This window comes from Bacillota bacterium, assembly GCA_030019365.1.
In the GTDB taxonomy this organism is placed as follows: domain Bacteria; phylum Bacillota; class Sulfobacillia; order JACIYH01; family JACIYH01; genus JACIYH01.
Window position 1 is genome coordinate 211,690 of sequence record JASEFA010000003.1, and the last position, 26,745, is coordinate 238,434.

23 protein-coding genes and 1 pseudogene are annotated in these 26,745 nt (G+C 68.8%); 22 read left to right on the forward strand and 2 right to left on the reverse strand.

All coding sequences use genetic code 11. The annotated features are described in order from the left end of the window. Positions 1 to 24 precede the first annotated feature (24 nt). The 15 genes from QME70_07160 (at position 25) to QME70_07230 (ending at position 15,287) form a co-directional block, all read left to right on the forward strand. Positions 25 to 573, forward strand: coding sequence for a gamma carbonic anhydrase family protein (locus tag QME70_07160; GenBank protein ID MDI6894373.1), 549 nt, complete (start codon positions 25 to 27; stop codon positions 571 to 573). Between the two features lie 125 nt (positions 574 to 698). Continuing rightward, positions 699 to 1,145 carry a DMT family transporter gene (locus QME70_07165; GenBank protein MDI6894374.1) on the forward strand — a complete coding sequence of 149 codons (447 nt, stop codon included), beginning with the start codon at positions 699 to 701 and terminating at the stop codon, positions 1,143 to 1,145. A 203-nt stretch (positions 1,146 to 1,348) separates the two neighbouring features. Then, entirely contained in the window at positions 1,349 to 2,821 is a 1,473-nt protein-coding gene (gene guaB, locus QME70_07170; GenBank protein ID MDI6894375.1) for an IMP dehydrogenase, read from the forward strand. Between the two features lie 286 nt (positions 2,822 to 3,107). After that, positions 3,108 to 3,920 (forward strand): hypothetical protein, encoded by an 813-nt coding sequence (locus tag QME70_07175; GenBank protein MDI6894376.1) that lies wholly within the window; start codon positions 3,108 to 3,110, stop codon positions 3,918 to 3,920. A gap of 27 nt (positions 3,921 to 3,947) precedes the next feature. Continuing rightward, positions 3,948 to 4,568, forward strand: a complete 621-nt coding sequence (locus QME70_07180) for a hypothetical protein (GenBank protein ID MDI6894377.1) — start codon at positions 3,948 to 3,950, stop codon at positions 4,566 to 4,568. 30 nt (positions 4,569 to 4,598) lie between these two features. Next, complete coding sequence (locus QME70_07185; GenBank protein MDI6894378.1) at positions 4,599 to 5,417, forward strand: hypothetical protein; 819 nt, start codon at positions 4,599 to 4,601, stop codon at positions 5,415 to 5,417. 30 nt (positions 5,418 to 5,447) lie between these two features. Continuing rightward, on the forward strand, positions 5,448 to 6,050 hold the full coding sequence (locus QME70_07190; GenBank protein ID MDI6894379.1) for a hypothetical protein: 603 nt from the start codon (positions 5,448 to 5,450) through the stop codon (positions 6,048 to 6,050). 155 nt (positions 6,051 to 6,205) lie between these two features. Then, positions 6,206 to 6,913, forward strand: coding sequence for an ABC transporter ATP-binding protein (locus tag QME70_07195; GenBank protein ID MDI6894380.1), 708 nt, complete (start codon positions 6,206 to 6,208; stop codon positions 6,911 to 6,913). A 54-nt stretch (positions 6,914 to 6,967) separates the two neighbouring features. Beyond that, on the forward strand, positions 6,968 to 8,101 hold the full coding sequence (locus tag QME70_07200; GenBank protein MDI6894381.1) for a hypothetical protein: 1,134 nt from the start codon (positions 6,968 to 6,970) through the stop codon (positions 8,099 to 8,101). 7 nt (positions 8,102 to 8,108) lie between these two features. Next, entirely contained in the window at positions 8,109 to 8,876 is a 768-nt protein-coding gene (locus tag QME70_07205) for an ABC transporter ATP-binding protein (GenBank protein ID MDI6894382.1), read from the forward strand. Continuing rightward, a complete protein-coding gene (locus QME70_07210; GenBank protein ID MDI6894383.1) occupies positions 8,866 to 10,260 on the forward strand; it encodes a hypothetical protein in 1,395 nt (464 codons plus the stop codon). The genes QME70_07205 and QME70_07210 overlap by 11 nt, the downstream gene beginning before the upstream one ends. After that, positions 10,260 to 11,810 (forward strand): ABC transporter permease, encoded by a 1,551-nt coding sequence (locus QME70_07215; GenBank protein ID MDI6894384.1) that lies wholly within the window; start codon positions 10,260 to 10,262, stop codon positions 11,808 to 11,810. Before QME70_07210 ends, QME70_07215 begins: the two co-directional genes overlap by 1 nt. Before the next feature lie 32 nt (positions 11,811 to 11,842). After that, entirely contained in the window at positions 11,843 to 13,663 is a 1,821-nt protein-coding gene (locus QME70_07220; protein ID MDI6894385.1) for a glutamate mutase L, read from the forward strand. Positions 13,664 to 13,678: 15 nt separating this feature from the next. Further along, a complete protein-coding gene (locus QME70_07225) occupies positions 13,679 to 14,782 on the forward strand; it encodes a hypothetical protein (protein ID MDI6894386.1) in 1,104 nt (367 codons plus the stop codon). Positions 14,783 to 14,870: 88 nt separating this feature from the next. Further along, entirely contained in the window at positions 14,871 to 15,287 is a 417-nt protein-coding gene (locus QME70_07230; protein MDI6894387.1) for a hypothetical protein, read from the forward strand. Positions 15,288 to 15,330: 43 nt separating this feature from the next. On the opposite strand, the gene QME70_07235 is transcribed toward QME70_07230, so the two are convergent. Both QME70_07235 and QME70_07240 read right to left on the reverse strand, forming a co-directional pair. Next, positions 15,331 to 16,203: a site-specific DNA-methyltransferase gene (locus QME70_07235; GenBank protein ID MDI6894388.1), complete on the reverse strand. Its 873-nt coding sequence runs from the start codon at positions 16,201 to 16,203 to the stop codon at positions 15,331 to 15,333. Between the two features lie 136 nt (positions 16,204 to 16,339). Next, on the reverse strand, positions 16,340 to 16,516 hold the full coding sequence (locus QME70_07240) for a hypothetical protein (GenBank protein ID MDI6894389.1): 177 nt from the start codon (positions 16,514 to 16,516) through the stop codon (positions 16,340 to 16,342). A 298-nt stretch (positions 16,517 to 16,814) separates the two neighbouring features. On the opposite strand from QME70_07240, the gene QME70_07245 reads away from it, so the two are divergent. The 7 genes and pseudogenes from QME70_07245 (at position 16,815) to QME70_07275 (ending at position 26,718) form a co-directional block, all read left to right on the forward strand. Further along, entirely contained in the window at positions 16,815 to 19,898 is a 3,084-nt protein-coding gene (locus QME70_07245; GenBank protein ID MDI6894390.1) for an NADH-ubiquinone oxidoreductase-F iron-sulfur binding region domain-containing protein, read from the forward strand. Positions 19,899 to 19,907: 9 nt separating this feature from the next. Further along, on the forward strand, positions 19,908 to 22,646 hold the full coding sequence (fdhF, locus tag QME70_07250) for a formate dehydrogenase subunit alpha (protein ID MDI6894391.1): 2,739 nt from the start codon (positions 19,908 to 19,910) through the stop codon (positions 22,644 to 22,646). 15 nt (positions 22,647 to 22,661) lie between these two features. Then, positions 22,662 to 23,147 carry an NADH-quinone oxidoreductase subunit NuoE gene (gene nuoE, locus QME70_07255; GenBank protein MDI6894392.1) on the forward strand — a complete coding sequence of 162 codons (486 nt, stop codon included), beginning with the start codon at positions 22,662 to 22,664 and terminating at the stop codon, positions 23,145 to 23,147. A gap of 68 nt (positions 23,148 to 23,215) precedes the next feature. Continuing rightward, a complete protein-coding gene (locus tag QME70_07260; GenBank protein ID MDI6894393.1) occupies positions 23,216 to 24,139 on the forward strand; it encodes a formate dehydrogenase accessory sulfurtransferase FdhD in 924 nt (307 codons plus the stop codon). Positions 24,140 to 24,162: 23 nt separating this feature from the next. Then, complete coding sequence (locus QME70_07265; GenBank protein MDI6894394.1) at positions 24,163 to 25,347, forward strand: acetyl-CoA C-acetyltransferase; 1,185 nt, start codon at positions 24,163 to 24,165, stop codon at positions 25,345 to 25,347. 121 nt (positions 25,348 to 25,468) lie between these two features. Then, entirely contained in the window at positions 25,469 to 26,317 is an 849-nt protein-coding gene (locus QME70_07270; protein ID MDI6894395.1) for a 3-hydroxybutyryl-CoA dehydrogenase, read from the forward strand. Positions 26,318 to 26,562: 245 nt separating this feature from the next. Beyond that, positions 26,563 to 26,718 (forward strand): annotated as a pseudogene (locus QME70_07275) (acyl-CoA dehydrogenase family protein). The last annotated feature ends 27 nt before the right edge of the window (positions 26,719 to 26,745 follow it).

Sequence of the window (26,745 nt, forward strand, 5' to 3'; positions counted from 1 at the left end):
GGCGGTGCTGTGGGGGTGTTGGCGTTGACCGAGCGTGGGGTACCAGGGGGTGAGGGGGACCGGTGGCCTTTCGGGTCACCGCAGGTGGACCCCGCGGCTTTCGTGGCGCCGGGAGCCTGGCTGATCGGCAGCGTGGTGGTCGGGCCCGAATCTTCGGTGTGGTACGGTGCCTGCCTGCGCGGAGATGAGAACTGGGTGCGGGTGGGACGGGAATCCAACATCCAGGACGGCGCCACGCTGCATCCCACCGGGGAACATCCGGTGGAGGTGGGTGACCGGGTCACGGTGGGACACCGGGCTATTCTCCACGCCTGCACGGTGGAGGACGACTGCCTTATCGGGATGGGCGCCATCGTGCTCGATGGTGCCCGCATCGGCCGGGGATCCCTGGTGGGGGCGGGCGCGCTCGTGCCTCCGGGGAAAGAGATACCTCCCGGCAGCGTGGTGCTGGGGGTACCGGGGAAGGTGGTGCGACCGGCCGGAGAGCGGGAAGCCCACGAGATCGCGTACTCGGCCGCCCGCTACGTAGAACTCACCCGCATCTACCGCCGCCACGCCAGGGGGCTTACATAGGTGCGGGTCGCCCGCCAGGGCGGCGGGCGGCGTGCGCGGGCCGCATTCCAGGGCGGGCGCGAGGGGAACCATAGCGGGCGGGAATGGGGGTTGCCTGGGGCCTGGGCCGGCGAGCGGGTGTGCCCTTGCAGTTGCTGGCTTTGCTGGGAGCCGCTCTGAGCGGGGCGGCGATGACGGCTCAGGCGGCCATCAACGGTGCCCTGTCGAAGATGGTGGGGCTGGTGGCTACCACCTTCGTGGTGCAGGTGGTGGGTCTGCTGGCCAGCGGATTGGTGTTGCTGGGTGCCGGTTCCTTCCGGCACCTGGCCGGGATGACCGGAGCCCCGCCCCTGCTCTGGACGGGAGGTCTCCTCGGCGTCTTCATCATCTTCAGCATGGCCTTCGTCATGCCCCGGCTGGGGGCCGGGCTGGCAGTGGCGGTCGTGCTGACCGCCCAACTGGTCGCCGCCCTGGTGTTCGACCACTTCGGCCTGCTGGGGATGCCGCGTGCCCCGGTCAACTGGATGCGTCTGCTGGGAGCAGGGCTCCTTGTCGCCGGGGCCTGGCTGGTGAAAGCTTCCACCCCCAGCTGACGGTGATGCTGCAGGCCGCGTTCTCTGCTGTGCCGCGTCTTCCCGCCGCGGGAAAGGTGCGCTATACTGGTGCAAAACCGGGGGAGGATGTGCCAGTGGGCGAAGACGCTTGCGCTGGGCGAACCGCCGGGTGCGGCGAGCACGAACACGCTGGGTTCGCGGCCCGGTCCGGGGGAGGGGGCGTACCCGGCGGAGGAGACGGTTTGCCGGAAGAGGAGTTTCGGCAGAAGTTCGGACCCGAGGGGCTGGCGTTCGACGATGTGCTGCTGGTGCCGGCGGCGTCGGAGGTGCTGCCCCGGGAGGTGGACGTGTCCACCTCCCTGACCCGCAACATCCGCCTGAACATCCCCCTGCTCAGCGCGGCCATGGACACGGTGACGGAGGCGCGCATGGCCATCGCCATGGCCCGCGAGGGCGGCATCGGCATCATCCACAAGAACATGCCCGGGGAGCGCCAGGCGGCCGAGGTGGACAAGGTCAAGCGCTCCGAGCACGGCGTCATCACCGACCCCTTCTACCTCGGACCCCACAACACGGTGCGGGAGGCCATGGAGATGATGGCGCGCTACCACATCTCGGGCGTCCCCATCGTGGCCGACGGCATGGGGCTGGTGGGGATCATCACCAACCGGGATGTCCGCTTCGAGGAAAACCTGGACCAGCCCATTGCCAATGTGATGACGAAGGAGAACCTGGTGACCGCGCCGGTGGGCACCAGCCTGGAAGAGGCCCGCCACATCCTGGCCCGCCACAAGGTGGAGAAGCTGCCCCTGGTGGATGCGGATTTCCGGCTGCGGGGCCTCATCACCATCAAAGACATCGAAAAGGCCCGCAAGTACCCCAACGCGGCCAAGGACGGCCGCGGTCGCCTGCTGGTGGGGGCGGCGGTAGGGGTAGCGCCCGATACCCTCGCCCGGGTAGAAGCCTTGCTGGCGGCGGGCGCGGACATCATCGCGGTGGATTCAGCCCACGGACACTCCCGCGGAGTGCTGGACACCGTGCGCCGTATCAAGGCGAGCTTCCGCTGCGAGGTCATGGCCGGGAACGTGGCCACCGGGGCAGGGGCGCGTGCCCTCATTGAGGCGGGCGCGGATGCCGTCAAGGTGGGGGTGGGGCCCGGGTCCATCTGCACCACCCGGGTGGTGGCGGGCATCGGGGTGCCGCAACTCACCGCCATCTGGGAGGCGGCGCGGGAGGCGCGGGCCGCGGGCATCCCGGTGGTGGCGGACGGGGGCGTGCGCTGGTCGGGCGACATCACCAAGGGCCTGGCGGCCGGCGCCAGCGCGGTGATGATCGGGAGCCTGTTCGCCGGCACGGAGGAGAGCCCGGGCGAGATGGAGATTTACCAGGGGCGTAGCTTCAAGGTGTACCGGGGGATGGGTTCCCTGGGTGCCATGCGGGACGGCTCCGCCGACCGCTACTTCCAGGAGGAGATGCCCAAGCTGGTGCCGGAGGGTATCGAGGGACGGGTACCCTACCGGGGTCCCCTGGCGGAGACGGTGTACCAGCTGGTGGGGGGCGTGCGCGCCGGCATGGGCTACTGCGGCGCCCGCAGCATCCGGGAGCTGCAGGAGAGAGGCCGCTTCGTGCGGGTGACGGCGGCGGGAGTGCGGGAGAGCCACCCTCACGACGTCCAGATTACGCGCGAGGCACCCAACTATAACCTGCCCGGTTAGGGCATGGCGGCTTCCCCGGGGAGGGCTGGAATAGCGGGCGGCAGGTGAATGGGGGCGGGGGGTCGGCCGGTACGCGGGTCGGGGGCCGGGTGGAGCCGGACTCACGGGTCTGGCGGGTGCGCGAGCCGGGCGCGCAGGTCCGGCGGACGAGCCGGGCGGGAGAGGCAGGAATTTTCCATAAGCCGTTGAATAAGGGGTAGTGGAGGTACTGCAGGCCGGCACTTTCCTACGCGGGTGCCGGCGCCGAGTCGGCATAGGTTAATGAGGGCAAGGAGGTGAACGGCTAGTGTCTTACCAGCTGGCGGCAGATCCGTACCTCGGCATCTTCGTCAAAGGCTCCTTCGTAGCGCTCATCATCTTCCTCGTCTATGCGATCCTGGTCTACTTCTTTATCCAGCGGGCGCGGGCGGGGCTTCCCATTCCCACCATCCGTAAGATCGCGGGACTGGAAGCTCTGGACGAGGCCATCGGCCGCGCCACCGAGATGGGGCGGCCGGTGAACTACGTGCCGGGCATCGGAGCATCGTACAACATGCAGACCATCGCTTCATACGCCATGCTCGGGCACGTGGCCAAGCGGACGGCGCAATACGACACCCGCTTTATCTTCACGTGCGCTGATCCTGTCGTGCTCCCCATCGCCGAGGAGATCATCCGGCAGTCCTACCTGGAGGCGGGGCGGCCCGACGCCTACAACCCGGACGACGTCAGGTTCCTCTCTGACTGGCAGTTCGGGTACTGCTCGGGCGTGCTGGGCATCTACCAGCGCGAGCGGCCGGCGGCCAACATCCTGTTCGGCGCCTTCTGGGCGGAATCCCTGATCTTCGCCGAAGAGGGCAACCGCACCGGGTCCATCCAGATCGGGGCCACCGCCAACATGCACCAGATTCCCTTCTTCGTGGCGGCCTGCGACTACGCCCTGATCGGCGAAGAGATGTACGCGGCCTCGGCTTACCTGGCCAAGGAGCCCGTGCTGTACGGCACCGTGGTATCCCAGGACTGGATGCGCATCGCCTTCTTCGCGGTGATCATCATCGGGACTGTCTTCCAGATCGTCCAGGGGAAGGCCAACGTCATCACCAGCATCTTCAGCAAGTAGGTCCGGCCCGAGAAGGGAGGTGTCATAATGCGGAAAGAGCTTCCGACCATCATCTGCATCGTGATGGCGGCGGTCGTGGTCCTCTCCATGTACGTCTTCCCCATCAACAACCTCAAGTGGATGGACATGTTCGATAACTGGAACAACCTGCTCTATTACCTGGCCATGGGCCTCGGCCTCATCAACCTGACCCGCCTCCACGTGATGGCGGTGGTGAAGCGGCGTCCCAACTGGGTGTACAGCATCTGGCTACTGGTGTTCATGTGGGGATACTTCATCCTGGCCATGATCCAGACCGTGGACGGCCCGCAGGCGGACTGGGTGTTCCAGAACTTCATGACCCCCATCGACTCCACCGTGTTCGCCCTGCTGGCCTTCTACATCACCTCGGCCTCCTTCCGGGCCTTCCGGGCCAGGACCCTGGAAGCGACCCTGATGCTGCTCACCGCGTTCCTCGTCCTCCTGGGAACCTCTCCTCTGGGCGACCTCATCATCCCGGGCTGGACCAGCGTAAAGGACTGGATCCTGAGCTTCCCCAACACGGGCGGGCAGCGCGGTATCACCATCGGTATCTACCTGGGTGCCCTGGCGGCGGCCCTGCGCGTCATGCTGGGCCTGGAGCGGGCGTACCTGGGCGGCGCGCGGTAAAGATTCTGCCGGGAAAGGAGGTGCAACGTCGTGAGAGCACTGGTAGATCTGGACCGGCGGTGGATTTTCCTGGTGGTGTTCATCCTCATTGCCCTGGTGGTTATCTTCCCGTTGGGGCTGCCCGTACGGGTTACCCCCATGACCACGGCGATGTACAACTATATCGACCAGCTCCCGGCGGGGTCGGTGCTCTGGCTGGGGCTTGACTACGGACCCAGCGTGGCCGGGGAGCTGAATCCCCAGCTTACTGCCGTAGTGAACCACGCTTTCCGCAAGAACCTGCGCATCATCACCTACACCATGTGGCAGACCCAGGGCACCATCGGGCGAAACATCATCAACAAGCTGCTGAAAGAGTATAACAAAGAGTACGGGAAGGACTGGGTGGACCTGGGCTTCAAGCCGGGTGGCGATACCAACCTCCGTCTCATGACCTCCAGCCTCAAGGAGGCGGCGGCAGGGGTGGACTACCAGGGCAAGTCCCTGGACGAGTTCCCCCTGACCAAGGAAGTGAAGGCCCTCGACAAGCCCTATGTGGCCCTCGTCGTCGACTTCCCGGCCGGTAGTCCTGGTGCTCCCCAGTACCTGGCCATCGTCACCGAGGTCAAGGGCGTGAAGATGGGCGTGGGGCAGATTCAGATGTCGGTGGCCGACTCCATGCAGTTCGTGCAGTCCGGGCAGTACACCGGTATGATCCCCGGCCTGCGGGGAGCGGCCGAGTACGAGAAGCTGATCGGCAAGCCTGCTGCCGCCATCCGGGCCATGGACGGGCAGACGCTGGCCTCGGCCTTCGTGGGCCTGCTCATCATCCTGGGCAACATCATCTACTTCAGCACCCGGAGCCGTTAGGCGAGGCTGGACAGGTAAGGGGGTGAATTCATGTCCACTGATGTGGGTGTCTGGCTACAGGTGATATGTACCATCGGCGTGCTGACTTACCTGTACAAGGAGAACTGGTTCTGGCGCATCTTCGAGTACGCCATCGTGGCCGGCTTCACCGGGTACAGCCTGGCCTACGGCTACCACAACTACATCAAGCCCTTCATCGGAGAGAAGATGATCAAGGAGGGCCAGTGGTCCTTCCTGATCCCGCTCATCATGGGCATCCTGCTGTACGCCCGGTTCGTCTCGGGGTGGGGCTGGCTGGGCCGCTACGCCATGGCCTACATGATCGGCTACGGCGCCGGCTACACCCTGGGCTTCGACATCAAGCCCCTGCTGGGGCAGATCAGGGCCAGCTTCATCAGCCTGAACAGCTTCAACAACATCATCCTGTGGCTGTTCGTGGTGACCTCGCTGGCATACTTCTTCTTCACGGTGAGCAGGGAGGCCCCGAGCATGAAGGGCCTGAGCACGGTGGGGAAGTGGGCCATCATGATCGCCCTGGGGGCCTCGTTCGGCAACACCATCCTGTACCGCTACAACCTGCTTTATCCCCGCATGAAGCTCATCTTCAACACCTGGTTGGGGCTGGGAGGCTGAATCGAGCAACCCGGCGGGGCCGTCCGGCGACGGGCGGCCCCGTTTCCTTCGGGCCCATGTCATCGTGCGGCGGGTTCTCTCGGTCCCCGGCGGGGGCGGGGTGCTGCAGGGGCGTGGCGGTACGACGGCGGGGCAGGCGCCGAGGGGGCGAGACGGTGGGACTGCTGCTGCGCGCGGTGAACCTGCGCCGGGTGTTCGTGCAGGGCAGGCGGGTGGTGCACGCCCTCGCCGGGGTCAGCCTGGCGGTGGCGGCGGGGGAGTTCCTGGTCGTCACGGGGCCGTCCGGTTGCGGGAAGACCACCCTGCTCAACATCCTGACCGGGATGGACCGTCCCTCGGCGGGTGAGGTGGTGCTGGGGGATGTGGCTTACAGCACTCTGAGCGAGGACGGGCTCTCCGCCCTGCGGCGGGAGCGCCTGGGGTATGTGTTCCAGTTTTACAACCTGTTGCCCCACCTGACCGCCCTGGAGAACGTGGCCCTGCCCCTGCGTTTCCGGGGGTGGGACGCTGCCCGGGCGGCCCGCCGGGCCAGGGAGATCCTGGAGGAGGTGGGACTGGGAGCCCGCATGCGCCACCGCCCCGGCCAGCTTTCCGGCGGCGAGCAGCAGCGGGTGGCCATCGCCCGGGCGGTGGCCCACGATCCCGACCTGGTGCTCGCAGACGAACCCACCGGCAACCTGGACTCGCGTGCGGCTGCCCGGGTGGCCGATCTGTTCGCCCAGATCAACGGCCGGGGACGGACCCTGGTGGTGGTCAGCCACGATCCCGCCCTGGTGGAACGGGCGGAGAAGGTGCTGGCCATGCGAGATGGGGCCGTTGCCGGTTCCGCCAGCAGCCGTTGCGGTGGGCAACCTGAGGCGTAGCGGGGAGGAGCTGGTGATGGGGAGGGCCGCGGTGCCCGGAAGGGGCGGCTGAACATGAGGGTGGAGCGGGTGTGGGGTGCGGGAGGGCGAGCCGCCTGCCGCCCCGGTGACGAAGTGGATCCGGCCAGCGTGGTGGGGTACGGGCCCGAGCCGCCGCCCCGGGCCGTCCTCCTGGAGGCCGATGCCGGGCGCACGGTAGCCACTCTGGTGCACCGGGTGGGCGACCGGGTGGGGCGGGGCGAAACCCTGGCCTTTTACTCCTTCATGTTCGGCCTGGGATATCGGGAGTTCGTTTCCCCGGTGGACGGCCGGGTGGTGGCAATGGAGCCAGGCCGGGTGCTGGTGCAGCCCTTCCCCCCTGAGGTAAAGGCCCTGGTGAGGGGCCGGGTGGAAGAGGTGAGGGAGGGCGGTGCGGTGATCGGGGTGGAGGGCACGCGGCTGGGAGCGGGGGCCGCCTGGGGGCCCGCCCGGGGGGGCGAGTTGATGGTGTTGCCCAATGGGGAAGTGGCGGCCGCCCACCTGGGCCCCGCACACACCGGACGCGTGGTGGTGGGCGGCTGGGCGGCCCGGCAAGCCGTGGAGCGGGCCTTTGCCCTGGGGGTAGCGGCTCTCATCGTGGGGGGCGCGGCCCAGGCGGCCGTGGACTGGCTCGATGCCGTGCGCGGCCAGCTGTCAGTCGACGATTACCTGGCCCGGGTGTACGAAGGCCCCCGGGGCGGGGCGGGTGAACCCCTGTGGCAGGAACGGGAGGGCCTGCCCCTGACCCTGGTAACCCTGGAGGGATTCGGCCCGCTGCCCGTACCGGAGGAGGAATACCGCCTGCTGGCCGGGGCACAGGGCGCCTGGTGCTATGTGAGCGGCGAGGAATCCGTGCCTCCCTGGGTGGGGATAGTCGCGGCCGGCGAGACCGCCGCGCGGGGTGAGAGCGCCGGACCGGTGGGGCCGGGGGCCAGGGTGCGGCTGACCGGCCTGCGCCGGCAGGGCGAAGAAGGCACGGTGGTGGAGGTGCTGCCCGAACCCGTGGTGCTGGAAACTGAGGTGGCGGTGCCGGCCGCCCGCGTCAGGCTGCACGACGGCAGGCTGGTAGTGGTGCCCCTGGCCAACCTTCAGCCGTCTGGTTGCGAGCCGGGACGGCCAGACGGGCCGGGCGCCAGCCGGGGCCCGGGCACGGGGTCGCTGGCGAGGTGAGTCGGGCATGACGGTGCTGGAGGGGAGGGGTCTTTCCCGCAGGTACGTGCTGGGGGAAGAGATCTGGGCGGTGAAAGACGTCGACCTGGCCCTTGCCCCCGGTGAGCTGGTGGTGGTGGCAGGTCCGTCTGGTTGCGGGAAGACCACCCTGCTTTCCCTCCTGGGGGCCATGGATCGCCCCACCTCTGGAGAGGTGTACCTGCAGGGCCGGGGGTACTCCCGCCTTGGCCCCGCGGGTCTGGCCCGGGTACGGCGGCAGCATGTGGGCTTCGTGTTTCAGGGATTCCACCTCATCCCCCACCTGCGGGCGTGGGAGAACGTGGTCCTGCCCCTGCGCATGACTGGTGTCAGGGGGCGGGCCGCGCGCCGCCGCGCCCTGGAGCTGCTGGAGAGCGTGGGCCTGGCGGAGCGGGCCCAGCACCTGCCGGGTGAGCTTTCCGGGGGCGAGCAGCAGCGGGTGGCGGTGGCCCGGGCCCTGGCCAACCGTCCCCTGGTGGTGCTGGCCGACGAGCCCACGGGCAACCTGGACGTTGCCTCGGGACGGGCCATAGCGGCCCTCTTCGACCGGTTCCGGCGGGAGGGGACGACCTTCCTGGTGGTGACCCACCACCGGGAGACCTTCGCCCCCTGTGCCACCCGGGTGCTGGAGATGCGGGACGGTCGCCTTTACGGTCCCGCCGATCCCACCGCGGGTGCCGGCGGGCCTGCCGCCCGGGGGGCGGGTGTCAGCTCGGAGGGCACGGCCGGGTCAGGAGGGACCGGCCATGGCCGGTAGGGTGTCCGGGCCGACGGGCAACCTGCGCGAAGAGGCCGGGCTGGCCCTGGGTAACCTGCGCCGCTGGTGGTGGCGCCATCTGCTCACCGCCCTGGTGCTGGGAGTGGGCATGGCAGTGTTGCTGCTCGGCCTGGGGTACATCTCCGCCCACGGTCGCCTGCTCAGCCGCGGTTCTCCCCAGGTCCGCCTGCCCTGCCGCCTGGTGATGAGGGTTCCCCCGGCAGTGCGGGTGATGGTCGATCCCGGCCAGCCCGAGAACAACATCCCCCCGACTTACCGGTACGAGAGCGTGTTCTCGGGGGATCTGGCCGCCGCGCTTGAGAAGGTCCAGGTGACGTGGATGGAGGGGGCGGGATCGGTTCCCCTGTTCACCGGCCCGCTGGGCCAGGGGGAGGCGTGGTACGTGGTGCCGGAGGGGCGTCTGGTCGGTGCCCTCACGTGGCGGGCGGGCCGCCCGCCCCGGGCGCCTGGCGAGGTTGCTCTGCCGGCCGAATGGGCACGCCAGGCCGGCGTGGGCGAAGGCGACGTGGTGGAACTGGGGACCGTCGATCCGGGGACCGGGTATCTGCGTGTGGAAGCGTACCGGGTGGTGGGAGTTTACGAGGGGATGGACCCCGTCCTGGCCGTTCCCTTGCTCCCTCTGGCCGGCGAGCGATGGCAGGGGCGCGACTTTGCCCGGGAGCTGAAGGATACCGGGGAGGTGGCCTGGCCCTACCCGAACATTTTGCTGGTCGACTTGCCGCAGTCTTCAACCGGACTGTTTTTCCGCATCCTGGAGAACGAGGAGTACCGCATGGGGGAAATCCTGCGGGCCGGTACCCCCGGGGAAAGGGTGAGCGACCTCACCTGGCGCATGTACGGACCCGTGCAGTCGCTCTTCCCTCTGGTTTTCGTGTTCGCTGGGCTGGGCGTGTTTGCCAGCAGCCTGCTGGCCGTGCTGGACCGTCGCAGGGAGCTGGCCATTCTCAAAGCGATGGGCATACCGGGGGCGCAGATCGGACGGGTGCTGACCCTGGAGGCAGTGGCCGCCGGCCTGGTGGGGTCCCTGCTGGGGTGGGTGGGCGCCGTGCTGCTGCGACCCTGGCTGGTGGGTCCGGGTGGCGCCCCGGTCCCCATCTCGGCGACCATGGTGGCGGGTGCGGTCCTGGCCGTGCTGGTGACCGCGGGGCTGGCGGCGGCAGGGCCTGCAGCCATGGCGCGGGCGGCCACCGTGAACGAGCTCCTGCACGGGCGCACCATCCGCCTGTGGCACCAGCGCGTGGGCGAGCGTGCGGGCGAGCGTGCGGGCGCGAGCCACCCGGGTGCAGTGGCCTCCGCGGAGGGTAACAGACCTGCGGCAGGGGGATACGGCGCGGCTGGCGGGCGGGGCAGGAGGGTGCTCTGATGTTTCTCTTGCTGGGGTTCGTCAATGCCTGGCGCAATCTCTCCCGCAGCGCGGTTGCCCTCATCGGGGTGGCGCTGGCGGCGGCGGTGTTCACCACTTCCCTCTCGCTGGCGGCCGGCTATCCCGCCGGGGCGCAGGCGGAGTATCGTTTCGTCCTGGGAGGAGACGTCCTGGTGTTGCCGGCCCGGTACTGGTTTGCCGATCGGGGGGGAGCGCTGGAGCTGGCGAAGGCTGATGCCGACCTGGCCTTTCCCCTGGCGTACTTCTACCCTGGATCCTTCACGCGCGGGTTCCTGGCCCCGCCGGGAATGCCGGGGATCGTGGACACGGTCGATCTGGCGCGCGAGTTGGGCTTGGGCGCGGCGGCGGGCGCAGGCGCGGGCCGTGCCGCCCGCGGGGAGCGTACCGCCCGCGTGGGACAGGAGGTGGTGCCGTACTGGCTGCTTCCCGCCCGCATCATCCGCCAGGTGATGACCCCGGAGGGGCGGACGGTTCAGATGGGTGTCCCGGTGGCCCTGCGGGGAAGAGAAGTGGCGAAGGACCTGGTCTGGTGGCCGTGCCAGGAGATGGTGCTGGAGGGACGCTACTTCACGCTCGAAGACGAAGGGCAACCGGTGGCGGTTGTCTTCGCAGGGGCGGGGCGGCTGGGCGAGACCCTGACCGTGCGGGTACCTGCCCTGCGCCGGGAGGGTGCTGAGGTGCGGGGGGACGACCGGGGCTCACGGGAGTTCCCCCTGCAGGTGGTGGGGGTGCTCAGGCTCCCCCGTCGCCTGGTCACCGTGAGCCGTGGGGGAGACAGACCGGTGACCGTGCCCGTTTCCTGGCAGCCAGGCGAAATCTTCGTTCCCGCCCGCACCCTGGCCGGGATCTACCGCCACATGACCGGGGAGGAGCTGGACTGGGCGCCGGCCGCCTCGGTGCGACTCACCTCGGTGGCTTACCTGGAGAATGTGACCTCCCGGCTGAACCGGGTTGATCCCCGCTGGGTAGCCCGCAGCGTCCCCCGGCTGCTCGCGGAGGCAGGCAGCGAGGGGCTGGTGCTCCCCGAGGAGTGGCGGCGGGGCCTTAGCGGCTTCGCTTACGGCGGCGGGCAGGGCTTTTCTGCGCTGGCACGGGGGACGCCGGCTCCCCCACCCCCTCCCCAACCGGTGCTTCCCGTCGATCCGGGAGGGGCCGGCATGTACCTCATGTACGCGGTGGCGGGGATGCTGGTGGCGGTGAACATGCTGGTGCTGGTTTCGGGGCGGCAGGAGGAGATGGGGGTGCTGCGGGCCCTGGGCGCCCGCGGCCACGAGATCCTGGCCATGGTGCTGGGGGAATGCCTGGCGATAAGCCTGGTGGGCAGCGGGGTGGCCTTCGGTTTCATCCAGCTTCTGGCCACGTGGAACCTGGTGTCGAACCGGGTGCCCTTGGTTCAGGTGGCGGCAAGTACCCTGGACCACCTGGGGCGGGTGCTGGGGCTGGCTGCCCTCATGGCGGTGGTGTTCGGGCTCATCCCCGCCGGGCGGGCCCTGCGGCGGAGCCCCGTTGACCTGCTCAAGGGCCTCTGACTGACGAGGCTCGATGGAGCGGAGGTGGAAGGATGACCGCGTGCGTTTTGGCCCTGGACGTAGGGAGCACCACCACCAAGGCCACCCTCTTCCGGGAGGAGGGGGAAGGGTGGCAACTGGCCGGGCAGGCCAACGCCCCCACCACGGTGGAACGCCCGGTGGAGGACGTGATGGTGGGGGTGAGGGAGAGCCTCCGCCGCCTGGAGCAGGCTACGGGCGAGATCCTCCTGGACGAAAGAGGGGAGCTCATCCGGCCCCACCAGGGCGACCGGGGCGTGAACCTGGCCGTGGCCACCTCCAGCGCCGGGGGTGGCCTGCAGATGCTGGTGGCGGGGGTGATGCGCGAGATCACGGCCGAGAGCGCCGAACGGGCGGCCCTGGGGGCGGGGGCCATCGTGGTGGACGTGCTGGCCATCGACGACGGGCGCACCCCGGTGGAGAAGGTGCACGCCATCCGCAACCTGCGCCCGGACATGGTGCTGCTGTCGGGTGGGACCGATGGCGGCGGGGTGTCCCACGTGGTGGCCCTGGCTGAGTCCCTGCGGGCGGCCCGCCCCCGGCCCCGATTCGGGGAAGGGTTCCGCCTGCCGGTGGTGTACGCGGGGAACGTGCGCGCCCGGCCTCACGTGGAGGAGCAACTGGGTGCGGATTTCCTGGTTTCCACGGTGCCCAACCTGCGTCCCGTGCTGGAGAGGGAGGAACCGGAGCCGGCCCGGCAGGAGATCCTGCGCCTGTTCCTGGAGCACGTCATGCAGCATGCTCCCGGCTACCCCCGGTTGCTGGAGTGGACGGGGGGGAGCATCCTTCCCACTCCGGTGGCAGCGGGTCACGCCGTGCAGAGGGTGGCAGAGAGATTGCGCAGCAATGTGCTGGCGGTGGACATCGGAGGCGCCACCACCGACGTCTTCTCCGTGGCGGGGGGTGCCTTCCACCGCACCGTCTCCGCCAACCTGGGCCTGGCCTACAGCAGCCCGCACGTGTTCGCCCGGGCCAGCTTCGCCAACCTGGTCCGCTGGCTGCCCTTTTCCGTGTCCGAAGACGAGCTGCGCAACTGGATCGGCAACAAGATGATCCGTCCCACCCTGCTGCCCCAGACGGCGGAGGAGCTCATGGTGGAGCACGCCCTGGCCCGGGAGGCCATGCGCCTCTCCTTCCGCGAGCACCAGCGTCTGGCCAGGGAGCTCAAGGGCGTCCAGATGCAGCGCACCATTGCCGACATTTTCTCACCCCGGCCCTCGGGTGCCCCGGTGGTCGAGATGCGCACGGTGGACGCCATCGTGGGCTCGGGCGGCGTGATATCCCACGCTCCCCGGGGTCAGCAGGCCCTGCTCATGCTGCTGGACGGGCTGGAGCCGGAGGGGATCACCGAGCTTTACTGGGACCGGGGTTTCCTGCTTCCCCACCTGGGAGCCCTGGGGGATGCCGACCCGGACATGGCCATGGGCCTCCTGGACCGGACCCTGGTGCACGTGGCCACCATCATTGCCCCGGTGGCGCCGCGGGCGCGGCCCACCACCCAGATCGCGGAGATGGTGATCAGGCGGCGGGGTACCGTGGGCAGGGAAATCATCCGGCAGGGGGACTTCCGGATCTTCCCCTGGTACCGGGGAGAAGTGCTCGAGGTGGAGCTGCGTCCTGCCCGCACCGTGGACGTGGGCGAAGGACCGGGCAAGCTGGTGCGGGCCCGGTTGGAGGGGGGCGAGTACGGGGTTATCCTGGATGCCCGGGGACGGCCCCTGTCTCCTCCCGAAGATTCCATGGAGCGCCGCGACTGGCTGCTGGGGATCATGCAGTTCCTGGAGGCCTACCCCAAGAGTGCCCTGGACGGCCTGCGGGCCGGCGCCGGGCGGTAGGGCGAGGTGGGCAAGATGAGCGACCAGACTGTCATCAGACGGGAGCGACGTCTCCCCTTCCCGGGAGAGGTGCTGGTGGAAGTGGGCCAGGTGGTGGAGCCCCAGACCGTGGTTGCCCGCACCACCGTGATGCCGGGCATGCCGTATGTGGTGGAGGTGGCCCGCGAGTTGGGGGTCGAACGGGGAGAGGTGGGGCGGTACCTGCTCAAGGTGCCCGGGGAGAGGGTGGCCACCGGTGAGGTTCTGGCCCGGGCGGACAGGGGGTTGGGGGGTGTCCGGGAGTGCCGCAGCCCCTGCGAGGGAGAAGTGGAGACGATCCTGGTGGCCCACGGGCAGGTGCTGGTGCGGGAGGATGCCCGCAAGGCCGCCCCCGTGGTGTGGGTGGATGTGGCCCGTCGCCTGGACGTGCCGCCCCACCGCATGCGCGCTTTCCTCCGGGTCAGGGAGGGGGAAGAGGTCTCCGCGGGCCAGCTCATCGCCCAGGGCATGGAGGGGCTGATGGCAGACCGGGTGTATGCGCCCGCGGGCGGGGTGGTGGAGGCGGTGGATACCCGCACGGGCGGGGTGGCCATCCGCCGGCCCCACCGGCCGGCCGAGGTGGACGCTTACCTGGCGGGGCGGGTGGTGGAGGTCTTCCCCGAATGGGGGGCGGCCGTGGCCGCTCTGGGTCACCAGGTGACGGGCGTGTTCGGCATCGGGGGACAGGCGTACGGCATCCTGCGGGCGGCCGTGTCGAATGCGGAAGAGGTATTGGACGCCGGGGCGATCTCCGACGATGACGCGGGGAAGGTGCTGCTGGGCGGTGCCCTGGTGACCCTGGACGCCCTCCGGCGAGCCCGCCAGGCCGGGGTGCGGGGCATCATCAGCGGGGGTGCCCAGCAGGGGGATCTGGTTGCCTTCACCGGCCGGGAGATGGTGGTGGGGATCACCGGGCAGGAGCCGGTGCTTACGGTGGTGATCACCACCGGGTTCGGCAGGCAGGCCATGGACGCCGGTCTGTTCGCCCTGCTGGCGTCCTGCGGCGGGCGCCCGGTTTCCCTGGACGGCACCACGCAGGTGCGGGCGGGCGCCGTGCGCCCCGAGGTGCTCGTCCCCGTGGAGCCCGCCCCCGCCCCCTGAGCCAGTGCCCCCATCCCTGAGCTGGCGTCCCTGTCGGTTGGACTCCTGTGCCCGGGGGTACCGGGCTGCCTCCGGCTGAGCTACGGCCATGACGCGCGCACAGAGATTGGGCATCGTCGGCATATGTGCCTTCGCTGCGGCGGAGCTTCTCTGCGACCTGGCCCAACTGATCTGGTCCGGGATGCCGCCTTTCGTGCGCCTGCTGGCGCTCGTCCTGATCACCAGGCTGGTGGGTGACTTCTGTTACTGGCGCCTGGAACCGCGACGCCGCACCTGGCTTTACTGGGACGACTACCTGGCCCACCACGTTTTCCCCCACTTCCTGTGGGGTGTGCCCCTGGCAGTGGCCCAGGCGCTGGCGGTCATGTGGTTCGTTTCCGTCTTCTGGGTGCACCTGCTGGCGGTGAGCGCGTTGCCCGCCACCATCCTTTACGTCATAACCCGCTACCTGGACGAACTCGCTGAGGACCGCGGTCACCGTCCCGGCCGCCGCCTGGAACCCTAGCCTGGCTTGGGCGCAATGCGCATCCGTCGGCCCCGCATTGCTTTCAGCCGGACACACAACCGGCAGGAGGGCTGTTCTCCTCGATGACCGCACTCGGGAAGAGGCCGTGGTGGTACTTCGCCAGGCGTGACCTGGCCAGCTTGAAGTACGCGGGGTCGATCTCGAAGCCGATACTGTTCCGTCCCCACAGGCTTGCGGCAAGGTTGGTGGTTCCGGTTCCCATGAATGGATCCAGGACCGTGTCACCCACGAAACTGAACATGCGAACCAGTCTCTCGGCAAGTTCCAGGGGATACGGTGCTGGGTGCTGGGTCGTCGATGCGCCGGGAAGGCTCCATATTTGACTGAACCACGACTTGTGAGCCTGTTCAGGAATCACGCTGAGGATCCTTGCTGCCGGCGTCGGCCTGCGGTACGCACCGGGCTTCCGCTGCATGAGTATGTACTCGATGTCGTTCTTTATGATGGCGTTGGGCTCATAGGGCTTGCCCATGAAACTCGAGCCATTCTGGACTTCGAGTGAAGCGTTTGTAATCTTATGCCATATGATGGGGGCGAGGTTGTCGAAGCCCAACCGTCGACACCTTTCCTGGATGGAGGCGTGAAGCGGCACAACCATATGGCGGCCGTTCGACTTTCGCGACAAGCACACATCGCCTACCACTATGACCAGACGACCACCCTTAACGAGCACCCTAAAGCAGTGCCGCCAGACCAGGTCTAACTGGTCGAGGAACTCCTCATAGTCCTCCACGTGTCCCAACTGGCCAGGCACATCCCTGTATTCCTTTAGAGTCCAGTAGGGAGGAGAGCACACCACCAGATGAACGCTGTCGTCCCGCAGGCGGCTCATGTCCCTGGCATCCCAGAGGCAGAGTGAATGAGTGGTTCTCACGCAGCGTGCTGCCTCTCCCATGCGCTGGATGAGACTGGCATCCTTCGCGATCTTGGGAAGGAGAACTTTCAACTCCCGGGCATCGAGCTTGACGCCTGGGAAGTACCGTGCCACGACTCCCTCCAAAGACAAGTCGGACCACTCGCTCACTGTCTCCTCACGTCCCCCCCTGAATGGACGGGTTGCGAAGTACGGTTTCCTGAACCAGCCTGTCGAACATCGCGTTGAGTTCCGGCTCCGGAGTTATCAGTACCGGCCCCGAACGGAAGTCCACCTCAATCACAGAGAATGCACGTATTGCCTCGTCGAGGCTAACAGGATGGGCCTGTTCCACCGATCATCGCCTCCGCGTACGGCTGGTGCAAGCCGAGCACATCCGACTCTTTCGCTGGCCATTATTCTCCTGGAGACTGGTTGATTCCTGCGGCACCTGGTTATGTGGGTGCGTTCAGGCAGGAGGCCCTGGCACGGGGGGCGAATTACGGTGAGGCGGCCAGCATCCCCGCCAGAGGTGCAGACCGCGCGGAGGCAACGCCCGCCCCACTGCGCAAGTGGGGTGGATGGCGCCCGTCGGGCGGTGCAGAAGGGAGAGGCGGGGTCGTGAGCCCCGGCCTGGAAACGGAGGAAGAGTCATGCCTGCTCTGGAGGAATTCTCGCGGCGACGGCAGGAGCTCATGGCCCGGAGGGCGCGCGCGCCCGGCCTGGAGATCTACGTGGGGATGGGGACCTGCGGTCTGGCGGCAGGGGCCCAGGCCGTTTGGGACGCCGTGGAAGAACAATTGCGCGAGCGGGGCATCTCCGCCCGCCTGGTCCGCACGGGATGCATCGGCATGTGCGAGTCCGAGCCTCTGCTGGACGTGGTGCGGCCGGGCGAGCCCCGCATCACTTACGGAGGGGTTTCGGCGGAAGCGGTGCCCGAGATAGTGGAAAAGCACGTGCTCGGGGGGTATCCCGTGGAAGAGCACGTGATCGGACAGATCACCGATCCCGCCCGCCCCTACCAGGAGCTCCCCTTCTATGCCAAGCAGCGCAGGCTGGTGCTGGCGCGGACGGGGTTCATTGACCCCCGCAGCATCGAGGACTACCTGTCCCTGGGCGGTTACGGGGCGCTCCTCAAGGTGCTCACCTCCATGACGCCCGAGCAGGTCATCGCGCAGGTCACGCGCTCGGGGCTACGCGGGCGGGGCGGGGCCGGCTTCCCCACCGGGCGCAAGTGGGAGGCCACCCGGTCCGCCAACAGCCGCAAGAAGTACGTGGTGTGCAACGGCGACGAGGGTGACCCGGGCGCCTTCATGGACCGCAGTGTGCTGGAGGGCGATCCCCACGCGGTCCTGGAGGGGATTATGATCGCCGCCTACGCCATCGGGGCGGACGAGGGTTACCTGTACATCCGGGCCGAGTACCCCATGGCGGTGCGCCACGTGCGCCTGGCCATCGAGCAGGCGCGGGAATGGGGCCTGCTGGGTGAGTACATCCTGGGCACCGATTTCTCCCTCGACCTGCACGTCAAAGAAGGTGCGGGCGCCTTCGTGTGCGGTGAGGAGACGGCGCTTTTGGCTTCCATCCAGGGAGAGCGGGGCATGCCCCGTCCCCGGCCCCCCTTCCCGGCGCAGTCGGGCCTGTGGGGCCAGCCCACCAACATCAACAACGTGGAAACCTACGCCAACGTCCCCGCCATCATGACCAACGGGGCGGAATGGTTCGCCCACGTGGGCACCGAGCGTAGCAAGGGCTCCAAGGTGTTCTCCCTGGCCGGGAAGGTGGCCCGCACCGGGCTGGCGGAAGTGCCCATGGGGATGAGCCTGGGCGAGCTCATATTCGACGTGGGTGGCGGCATCAGCGGGGGCAAGAAGTTCAAGGGCGTGCAGATCGGCGGGCCATCGGGTGGGTGCCTTCCCCCGGAACTCCTCAACACGCCCATCGACTACGATTCCCTCACGGCGACGGGGGCCATCATGGGGTCGGGCGGCCTGGTGGTGCTGGACGAGGACACCTGCATGGTCGACCTGGCCCGCTTTTTCCTCAACTTCACGCAGAGCGAGTCCTGTGGTAAATGCACTCCCTGCCGCGAGGGTACGAAGCGCATGCTGGAGATTCTTACCCGGATATGCCAGGGGAAGGGCGAGCCGGAGGACCTGGGGCGCCTGGAAAAGCTGGCCCTGGTGGTCAAGGATACTTCGCTGTGCGGTTTGGGGCAAACCGCTCCCAACCCCGTGCTCACCACCCTGCGCTACTTCCGGCACGAGTACGAGGCTCATGTCATCGCAAAGCGGTGCCCGGCCTCGGTATGTGCCTGGCTGTTCACCTCGCCCTGCCAGAACGCCTGCCCGGCCGGGATCGACATCCCCATCTACCTGGACCACATCCGCAACGGGCGTTTCCGGGAGGCCTACTTCGTAATCAAACGGGACAATCCCCTGGCCGCGGTGTGCGGCCGGGTGTGCGACCACCCCTGTGAGGGCAAGTGCCGGCGGGGCCAGCTCGATGACCCTCTGGCCATCCGCCTGCTCAAGCGGGCAGCCACCGACTGGGTCCTGGAACACGACGACCGGCTACCCAATTTCACGGTCCGGTCACCCCGGGGAGTACGGGTGGCGGTGGTGGGATCCGGCCCGGCGGGACTGAGCTGCGCCCACTACCTGGCTCTCAAGGGTTATCAGGTTACCGTGTTCGAAGCCTTGCCGGTGCTGGGAGGCATGCTGCGTACGGGTATCCCCGAGTACCGGCTGCCGCGGCGGGTGCTGGATGCCGAGATCCAGTCCATCATCGACCTGGGCATCGAGGTCAGAACGGGGGTGCGGGTAGGCGACAACCCCACCCTGGAGGATCTCAAGCAGGAAGGCTTCCCCGCCATCTTCCTGGCCCTGGGGGCCCAGGGGAGCCCCCCCCTGGGGGTGCCCGGAGACCGGCTTGAGGGCGTTTACCCGGGTGTGGAGTTCCTGCGCCGCGTGAACCTGGGGCGGACCCCCGATCTCACCGGCAAGAGGGTGGTGGTGGTGGGCGGCGGGAACGTGGCCATCGACGCCGCCCGCACCTCGCTGCGGCTGGGCGCCTACTCCGTGCGGGTGGTCTACCGCCGCCGGCGGGACGACATGCCCGCCATACCGGAGGAGGTAACCGAGACGGAGCGGGAAGGGATCGGGTTCACCTGCCTGGCCGCCCCGGTGCGGGTGGCGGGAGAGGGGCGGGTGAGCGGCGTGGTTTGTCGGCGCATGGCCCTGGGTGACTTCGACCGCGATGGTCGTCGCCGGCCGGTGCCCGAACCGGACTCCGAGTTCACCCTCGATGCGGATGTGATCATCAGCGCCATCGGGCAGGCGGTGGAATCGGCCTGGGGTCAGGTGGCAGGCCTTCGGGTGGGCCGGGGCGGGGTAGTGGATGTGGACGCCCGCACCCTGGCCACGGGGGTGGAGGGGGTATTCGCGGGCGGCGACTGCGTGTCCGGCCCCGCCACCGTGATCGAGGCGGTGGCGGCGGGCAAGCGAGCTGCCGCGGCCATCGACCGTTACCTGGGCGGTGACGGCGAGGTGGTGCCGGGTTATCCCCTGGACCGGCGGCTCTCCGGCGAGATCATAGAGACCACCGTGCGCAGACATCCGGTGCTGGCCCTCGAGCCTGACCGGCGCGCCCGCTCTTTCGCCGAGGTGGAGTGCGGTTACCCGTACGACGTAGCCAGCGCCGAGGCCGCCCGGTGCCTGCGGTGCGACGTGAAGTGAGGTGGGACCATGGCCGGCCTGATCACGCTAACTGTCGATGAAAGGCAAGTTGAAGTCCCCGTCGGTACCACCGTGTTCGATGCCGCCCGGGCGGCGGGCATTGAGATCCCCCACCTCTGCCACCATCCCTGGTTGAAACCCACCGGGGCCTGCCGCCTCTGCGTGGTGGAGATCCAGGGTGCCCGCGGACTGCCCACCTCCTGCACCACCCCGGCGGCACCGGGCATGGTGCTGCACACGGAGTCCGCGCGGGTGGTGGAGGCTCGCCGCACCATCCTCGACCTCATCCTCGCCAACCACCGGGCCGAATGTCTGACGTGCGAGAAGGCGGGGGACTGCCGCCTGCAGGATTACGCCTACCGCTACGGGGTGGAGCGCACCTCCTATGAGGGCGAGCGGCGACAGTATCCGCCCGATGAGTCCAACCCCTTTTTCTACCGGTATCATGACAGGTGCATCATGTGCGGCCGCTGCATCCGCGTGTGTGACGAAGTCATGGCGGTGAACGCCGTCGACTACGCCTACCGCGGCTTCCGCACCAAGGTGGCCACCGCTTACGAAGTGGGCCTGGAGGAGAGCCCCTGCGTCTTCTGCGGCAACTGCGTGGCCGTTTGCCCCACCGGGGCGCTGCAGCCCAGACTCCCGGTGGGCCAGGGGCGCCGCTGGGAGATCCGCAAGGTGCGAACGGTGTGCCCCTACTGCGGCGTGGGCTGCTCCCTCGACCTGGAAGTCCGCGGCCCCGCCACTGGGGGTGCGGCTGCGGTCGCCGCGGGCGCGGGGGGCGACGGAAGGCCCAGGGTGGTGGGGGTGAGCGGGGGCGAAGGCCCCACCAACGAGGGCCTGCTGTGCGTGAAGGGCCGCTTCGGCTGGGACTTCCTGCACAGCCCCGACCGGCTCACCCGGCCCCTCATCCGGGAGGGCGACGGGTTCCGGGAGGCCTCCTGGGAGGAGGCCCTGGACCTGGTGGCGCGCCGACTGGGTGAGATCCGGGAGAAACATGGGCCGGACAGCCTGGCCGGGCTGTGCTCGGCCAAGTGCACCAATGAGGAGAACTACCTGTTCCAGAAGCTGGTGCGGGCGGTGTGGGGGACCAACAACGTGGACCACTGCGCCCGCCTGTGCCACGCCTCGTCGGTGGTGGGGCTGGGGATGGCCTACGGTAGCGGGGCCATGACCAACTCCCTGGCCGACCTGGAGCAGGCCAACCTGTACTTCGTGATAGGTTCCAACACCACCGAGGGCCACCCGGTGCTCTCCCTGCGGCTGAAGCGGGGACTGCGGGCGGGGGCGAAACTCATCGTGGCCGACCCCCGGCGCACGGAGCTGGCCGAGCGGGCCGACATCTTCCTGCAGCACCTGCCCGGGACCGACGTGGCCCTGCTGGGGGCCATGATTCACGTCATCCTGGAGGAAGGGCTCGAAAACCGGGAGTTCGTGGCCGCCCGCACCGAGGGCATCGACGAACTGCGCGCCTCGGTGGCGGCGCTCACGCCCGACTACGCCGCCGGGGTCACCGGGGTCCCCGCCCACCTCATCCGGGAGGCGGCGCGCGAGTATGCCCGGGTGGAGCGGGCGGCCATCCTCTACGCCATGGGCATCACCCAGCACACCACCGGCACCGACAACGTGCTGGCCATCGCGGCCCTGGCGGCCGTATGCGGCCAGGTGGGCCGGGAGGGCACGGGCGTAAACCCCCTGCGCGGCCAGAACAACGTGCAGGGGGCCTGCGACATGGGCGGGCTGCCCAACGTGCTGCCGGGTTACCAGTGGTACCGGGACGAGGGGCTGCGCCGCAAGTTCGAGGAGGCCTGGGAGCGACCGCTCCCCACCGGGGACGGGCTCACCGTGGTCGAGATGATGGAGGCGGCCGCGCAGGGCCGCATCCGGGGCATGTACATCATGGGGGAGAACCCCATGCTGTCCGACCCCGACCTGGGCCACGTGGAAGAGGCCCTGCGCTCCCTGGACTTCCTGGTGGTGCAGGACATCTTCCTCACTGAGACGGCGCGCCTGGCCCACGTGGTGCTGCCGGCTGCCGCCTTCGCCGAGAAGGAAGGTACCTTCACCAACACCGAGCGGCGCGTGCAACTCCTGCGCCGGGCGGTACCGCCTCCGGGCGAGGCCCTGGCCGACTGGGAGATCGTCGCCCGCGTGGCGGAACGCATGGGATACCCGATGGCCTACGCCGGCCCGGCCGAGATCATGGAGGAGGTCACCCGGCTGGTCCCCAGCTACGGGGGCATGGGGTATGCCCACCTCGGTGAGGGTGGCAGGCAGTGGCCCTGCCCGCAGCCGGGTCATCCGGGCACGCCCGTCCTGCACCGGGAGAAGTTCACCCGGGGAAAGGCGCGCCTGTTCCCCCTGGAGTTCCACCCGCCTGCCGAGGTGCCGGACGCCGAGTTCCCGCTCTACCTGACCACCGGGCGCATCCTCTTCCACTACCACACCGGTTCCATGACCAGGCGGGCGCGGGGGCTGCAGGCCATCCGGCCGGACCCTTACGTGGAGATCCATCCCGACACGGCCGCCGGCCTGGGTATCACCGCCGGCCAGATGGTGGAGGTGGCCTCGCGCCGGGGCTCCATCCGCCTGCGCGCCCTGGTCACCAACCGCACCGCGCCCCCGGTGGTGTTCATCCCCTTCCACTACGCCGAGGCGGCCGCCAACGTGCTGACCAACCCCGCCCTGGACCCGCAGGCCCGCATCCCTGAACTCAAGGTGTGCGCCGTACGCGTGCGCCCCGCCTGAGAGGAGGTTTCCCCCGTGAGCGCGGTTGCCCTCAAGGAGCAGGAGCTAAAGCAGAGGCTGGAACCCATCCTGGTCCGCCACGGAAGGGCGCCCTCCGGTCTCATTCCCATCATGCAGGACATCCAGGCGGAGTTCGGATACCTGCCGCGGGAGGCGGTGGAAGAGGCGGCGCAGTGGCTGAAGATACCGGTGAGCAAGGCCTATGGCGTGATCACTTTTTACGCCCAGTTCCACCTCAAGCCCCGGGGCAAGCACGTGCTGCGTGTTTGCCTGGGTACCGCCTGCCACGTGCGCGGTGGCGAGAAGGTGCTGGAGGCGGTGAGCAAAGAGCTGGGCGTCGCCCCCGGCGACACCACCCCCGACCTCAAGTTCACCCTGGAGCGGGTGGCCTGCCTGGGATGCTGCGGGCTGGCCCCCACCATGATGGTCGATGACCAGACCTTCGCCCGCCTCAACGCACAGAAGGTCAAAGAAGTCCTGGCCCAGTTCGCCGACAGTTGAGCCACCCGGCCCAGGCCCTGCCCTTTGCCGCGGCCCGGCGGGGTGGCTCCGGTGAGGAGCGATGAGCAGTGGAGCCCGTGACGGCGGTGGTGATCCGCCGCATACGAGCCCAGTCCGAGGAGGAAACGGGTGACGTGGTGGCCCGCGAGTACCCCGTCACCCTGGTCTGCCGGGGCGAAGGCTCCGGCGGTTCGGGCTGGGAACTGGCCACGCTGATGTGCACACCGGAACACCTGGACGAGCTGGCCCTCGGTTTTCTCTACACCGGGGGCCTGCTGTCGTTCCGGGAGGAGGTCCGGGGCGTGGAGGTGGAGGCGGGGGCGGATGCGGGCCGCGTGGTGGTCACCCTGGCTCCGACGGCGGAAACGAGAGTTGGTGCCTGGCGGGCGGCCCGCCGGGAGGACTGGCAGGCGGCCCGTCCCGTGACCACCGGTTGCGGGTACGCGGCGCTCGTCGGCGATGAGGAGTTGCCCCGGGTGGGCGGTAACCTGCGGGTAACCGTGGCGGAAATAATGGGCGCGCTGACCGAGCTCGGGCGGGCTGCCGTGCACCGGGAGACCGGGGCGACCCATGCGGCCGCCCTGGCCTGCAAAGGGGGGATCGTCTGCCTGCGGGAAGATGTGGGCAGACACAACGCTATCGACAAGATCGCCGGTTGGTGGCTCACGCGCTGCGAGGCCGGGGTGGCGCCCGCTGGGGACGGGGGCGACCGCACGGCGTCCGGAGGCGGAGGCGGGCGGGTGGCGTGCGGCGGTGCCCCCGCTTCCGGCCAGGATGAGGGCCTGGTGGTGCTCACCACCGGGCGGCTGTCATCGGACATCGTGCTGAAGGTGGGGCGGCTGGGCGCCGAGGTGCTGGTGTCGCGGGCGGCGCCCACCTCCCTGGGTATCCGCCTGGCCTACCTGACCGGCCTCACCCTGGTCGGGTTCGCGCGGGTGGGACATCTCAACGTCTACACCTTTCCCGAGAGAGTGCTTACCACGCCTGGTTGAGTTTCTGATGGGGGGGATCACAGATGCAGGAGACGGTAATCGCGAGCGGATGCCGGACCCCGTTCGGTAGCTTCGGAGGGAGCCTCAAGGATATCCCGGCCGCCGACCTGGGGGCGCTGACCATCCGCCAGGCCGTGAAGAGGGCGGGTCTTTCCGCCGAGCAGGTCCAGTACGTGCTCATGGGTATGGTGGTGCAGGCGGGGGCGGGTCAGAGCCCGGCCCGGCAGGCCGCCATCAAGGCCGGCATACCGCCCCACATCCCCAGCGACACCATCAATAAGGTGTGCGCGTCGTCGCTGCGGTGCGTGAACATATCCGACGCCCTCATCCGGGCGGGTGACCTGGAGATCGTCGTGGCAGGGGGCATGGAGAACATGAGCCGCGGGCCCTACCTGGTCCCGGGGGCCCGCTGGGGCTATCGCCTGTGGAACCAGAGCCTGGTCGATGCCACCGTCAACGACGGCCTGTGGTGTGCCTTCCACGACGTCCACATGGGGGTGCATGCCGACCGGGTGGCCCGTGAGTACGGCATCAGGCGCCAGGAGCAGGACGCCTGGGCGTACCGCAGCCACACGCGGGCCCTGGATGCCATCCGGGCGGGGCGCCTTAAGGATGAGATCGTGCCGGTAGAGGTGCCCCAACGCAAGGGGCCGCCGCTTTCGTTCGACACCGACGAATCACCGCGGCCGGACACCTCTCCCGAGAAACTGGCCGCGCTCAAACCGGTGTTCCTGCCCGACGGCACCATCACCGCCGGCAACGCCCCCGGCATCAGCGACGGCGCCGCGGCCCTGGTGATCATGTCACGGCGCAGGGCGCAGGAACTGGGGTTGAAGCCCCTGGCGACCATCGTCTCCCAGGGGTGGGTGTCCCGGTCCCCGGAGGAGTTCCCCCTCAGCCCTTACCCGGCGGCCCAGGCTGCCCTGCAGAAGGCAGGGCTGTCCTTCGCCGACGTGGACCTGATCGAGGTGAACGAAGCCTTCGCTGCCGTGGCCCTGGTCAGTATGAAGCTGGGCGACTGGCCGGAGGAAAAGGTGAACGTCAACGGCGGGGCGGTGGCGCTCGGGCATCCCATCGGTGCCTCCGGGGCACGCATCCTGCTCACCCTGGCATACGAGCTGCGCCGGCGCGGGGGCGGCCTGGGAGTGGCCTGCCTGTGCGCCGGTGGCGGGCAGGGCGAGGCTACCGTCATCCGCGTCGAATCTTAAGCAGCCGGGCGGCACCCCCGTGTGCGGCAGGCGTGGGCTGCGCCGCGGGAGGTGGCCTGCCCCCTGGGCGCGTGGTACTTGAGCACCCGCAGACTGTACGACAGAAGGGAGGGCTATTGCCATGGAAGTGCGCAGGGTTTTCGTGGTAGGGGCCGGCCAGATGGGCTCGGGCATTGCCCAGGTGGCGGCCCAGGCCGGCCTCCAGGTGACCGTGCGGGATATCGCCCCCGAGTTTGTCGAGAAGGGGATGGCCGCCATCCGCCGCAACCTGCAGCGTAGCGTGGAGAAGGGCCGCATCACCACGGAAGAACAGCAGGCTATCCTGGATCGGCTGCATACCACCCTGGACCTGGAGGCGGCGGCGGAGGCGGACGTGGTGATCGAGGCCATCGTGGAGAACCTGCAGGCCAAGAAGGATCTGTTCAGCGAACTTGACCGGATCTGCCCGGCGGCCACCATCCTGGCGTCCAACACCTCGTCCCTGCCCATCACCGAGCTGGCCGCCAGCACGAAGCGCCCCGACCGCTTCATCGGCATGCACTTCATGAACCCGGTGCCCGTGATGCAACTGGTGGAGGTGGTGCGCGGTCACCTCACCTCCGACGAAACGCACCGGGTGATCCGCGACCTGGCCGTGCGCATGGGGAAGACCCCGGTGACGGTGCAGGACTACCCCGGGTTCGTGGCCAACCGCGTGCTCTTCCCCATGATCAACGAGGCCATTTACTGCCTGATGGAGGGCGTGGCGTCGGCCGAAGACATCGACACGGTGATGAAGCTGGGCATGAACCACCCCATGGGGCCGCTGGCCCTGGCCGACCTCATCGGCCTGGACACCTGCCTGGCCATCCTGGAGACCCTGCACCAGGGCCTGGGTGACCCCAGGTACCGGCCCTGCCCGCTCCTGCGGCGCATGGTGAGCGCCGGCCTGCTGGGTCGCAAGACGGGCCGCGGCTTCTACACCTACTGAGGTGGGCCGTACCGGCAGCGCCGCGCCCCGCTGCCCGTGCCTTGCCCCGCTGCCGGCGTTGCGCCCCTGCCGACCCCCAGCTTGCGGCCTGCCTGGCGGGCAGATCCCGCGGACTGCTTTCCACTTCGCCAGGTACTCCTGAGCCGCGCGAATGTCCTGCGACCCTTGCCGGAAAGGAGGACGGGCGGCGCTCCCTGTCACTTCCGTGCATAGCCATCCGACACCGGTGAGCCGGTGGTCGTGGACGGGGGTACCTGGCGCGGGCGCTGGTGCTGGAAGAGATCTCCCGCGTTTCCTGCGCCCTCGGTATGGCCCTGCAGGTGTTCCACCTGGGCATCGAGCCCATCCTGGCCTACGGTAGCGAGAAACACAGTAGCCTTGCTCCGTTCCCCTGGACTTGAGTATAATCAATGTAGATACGCAAGCTT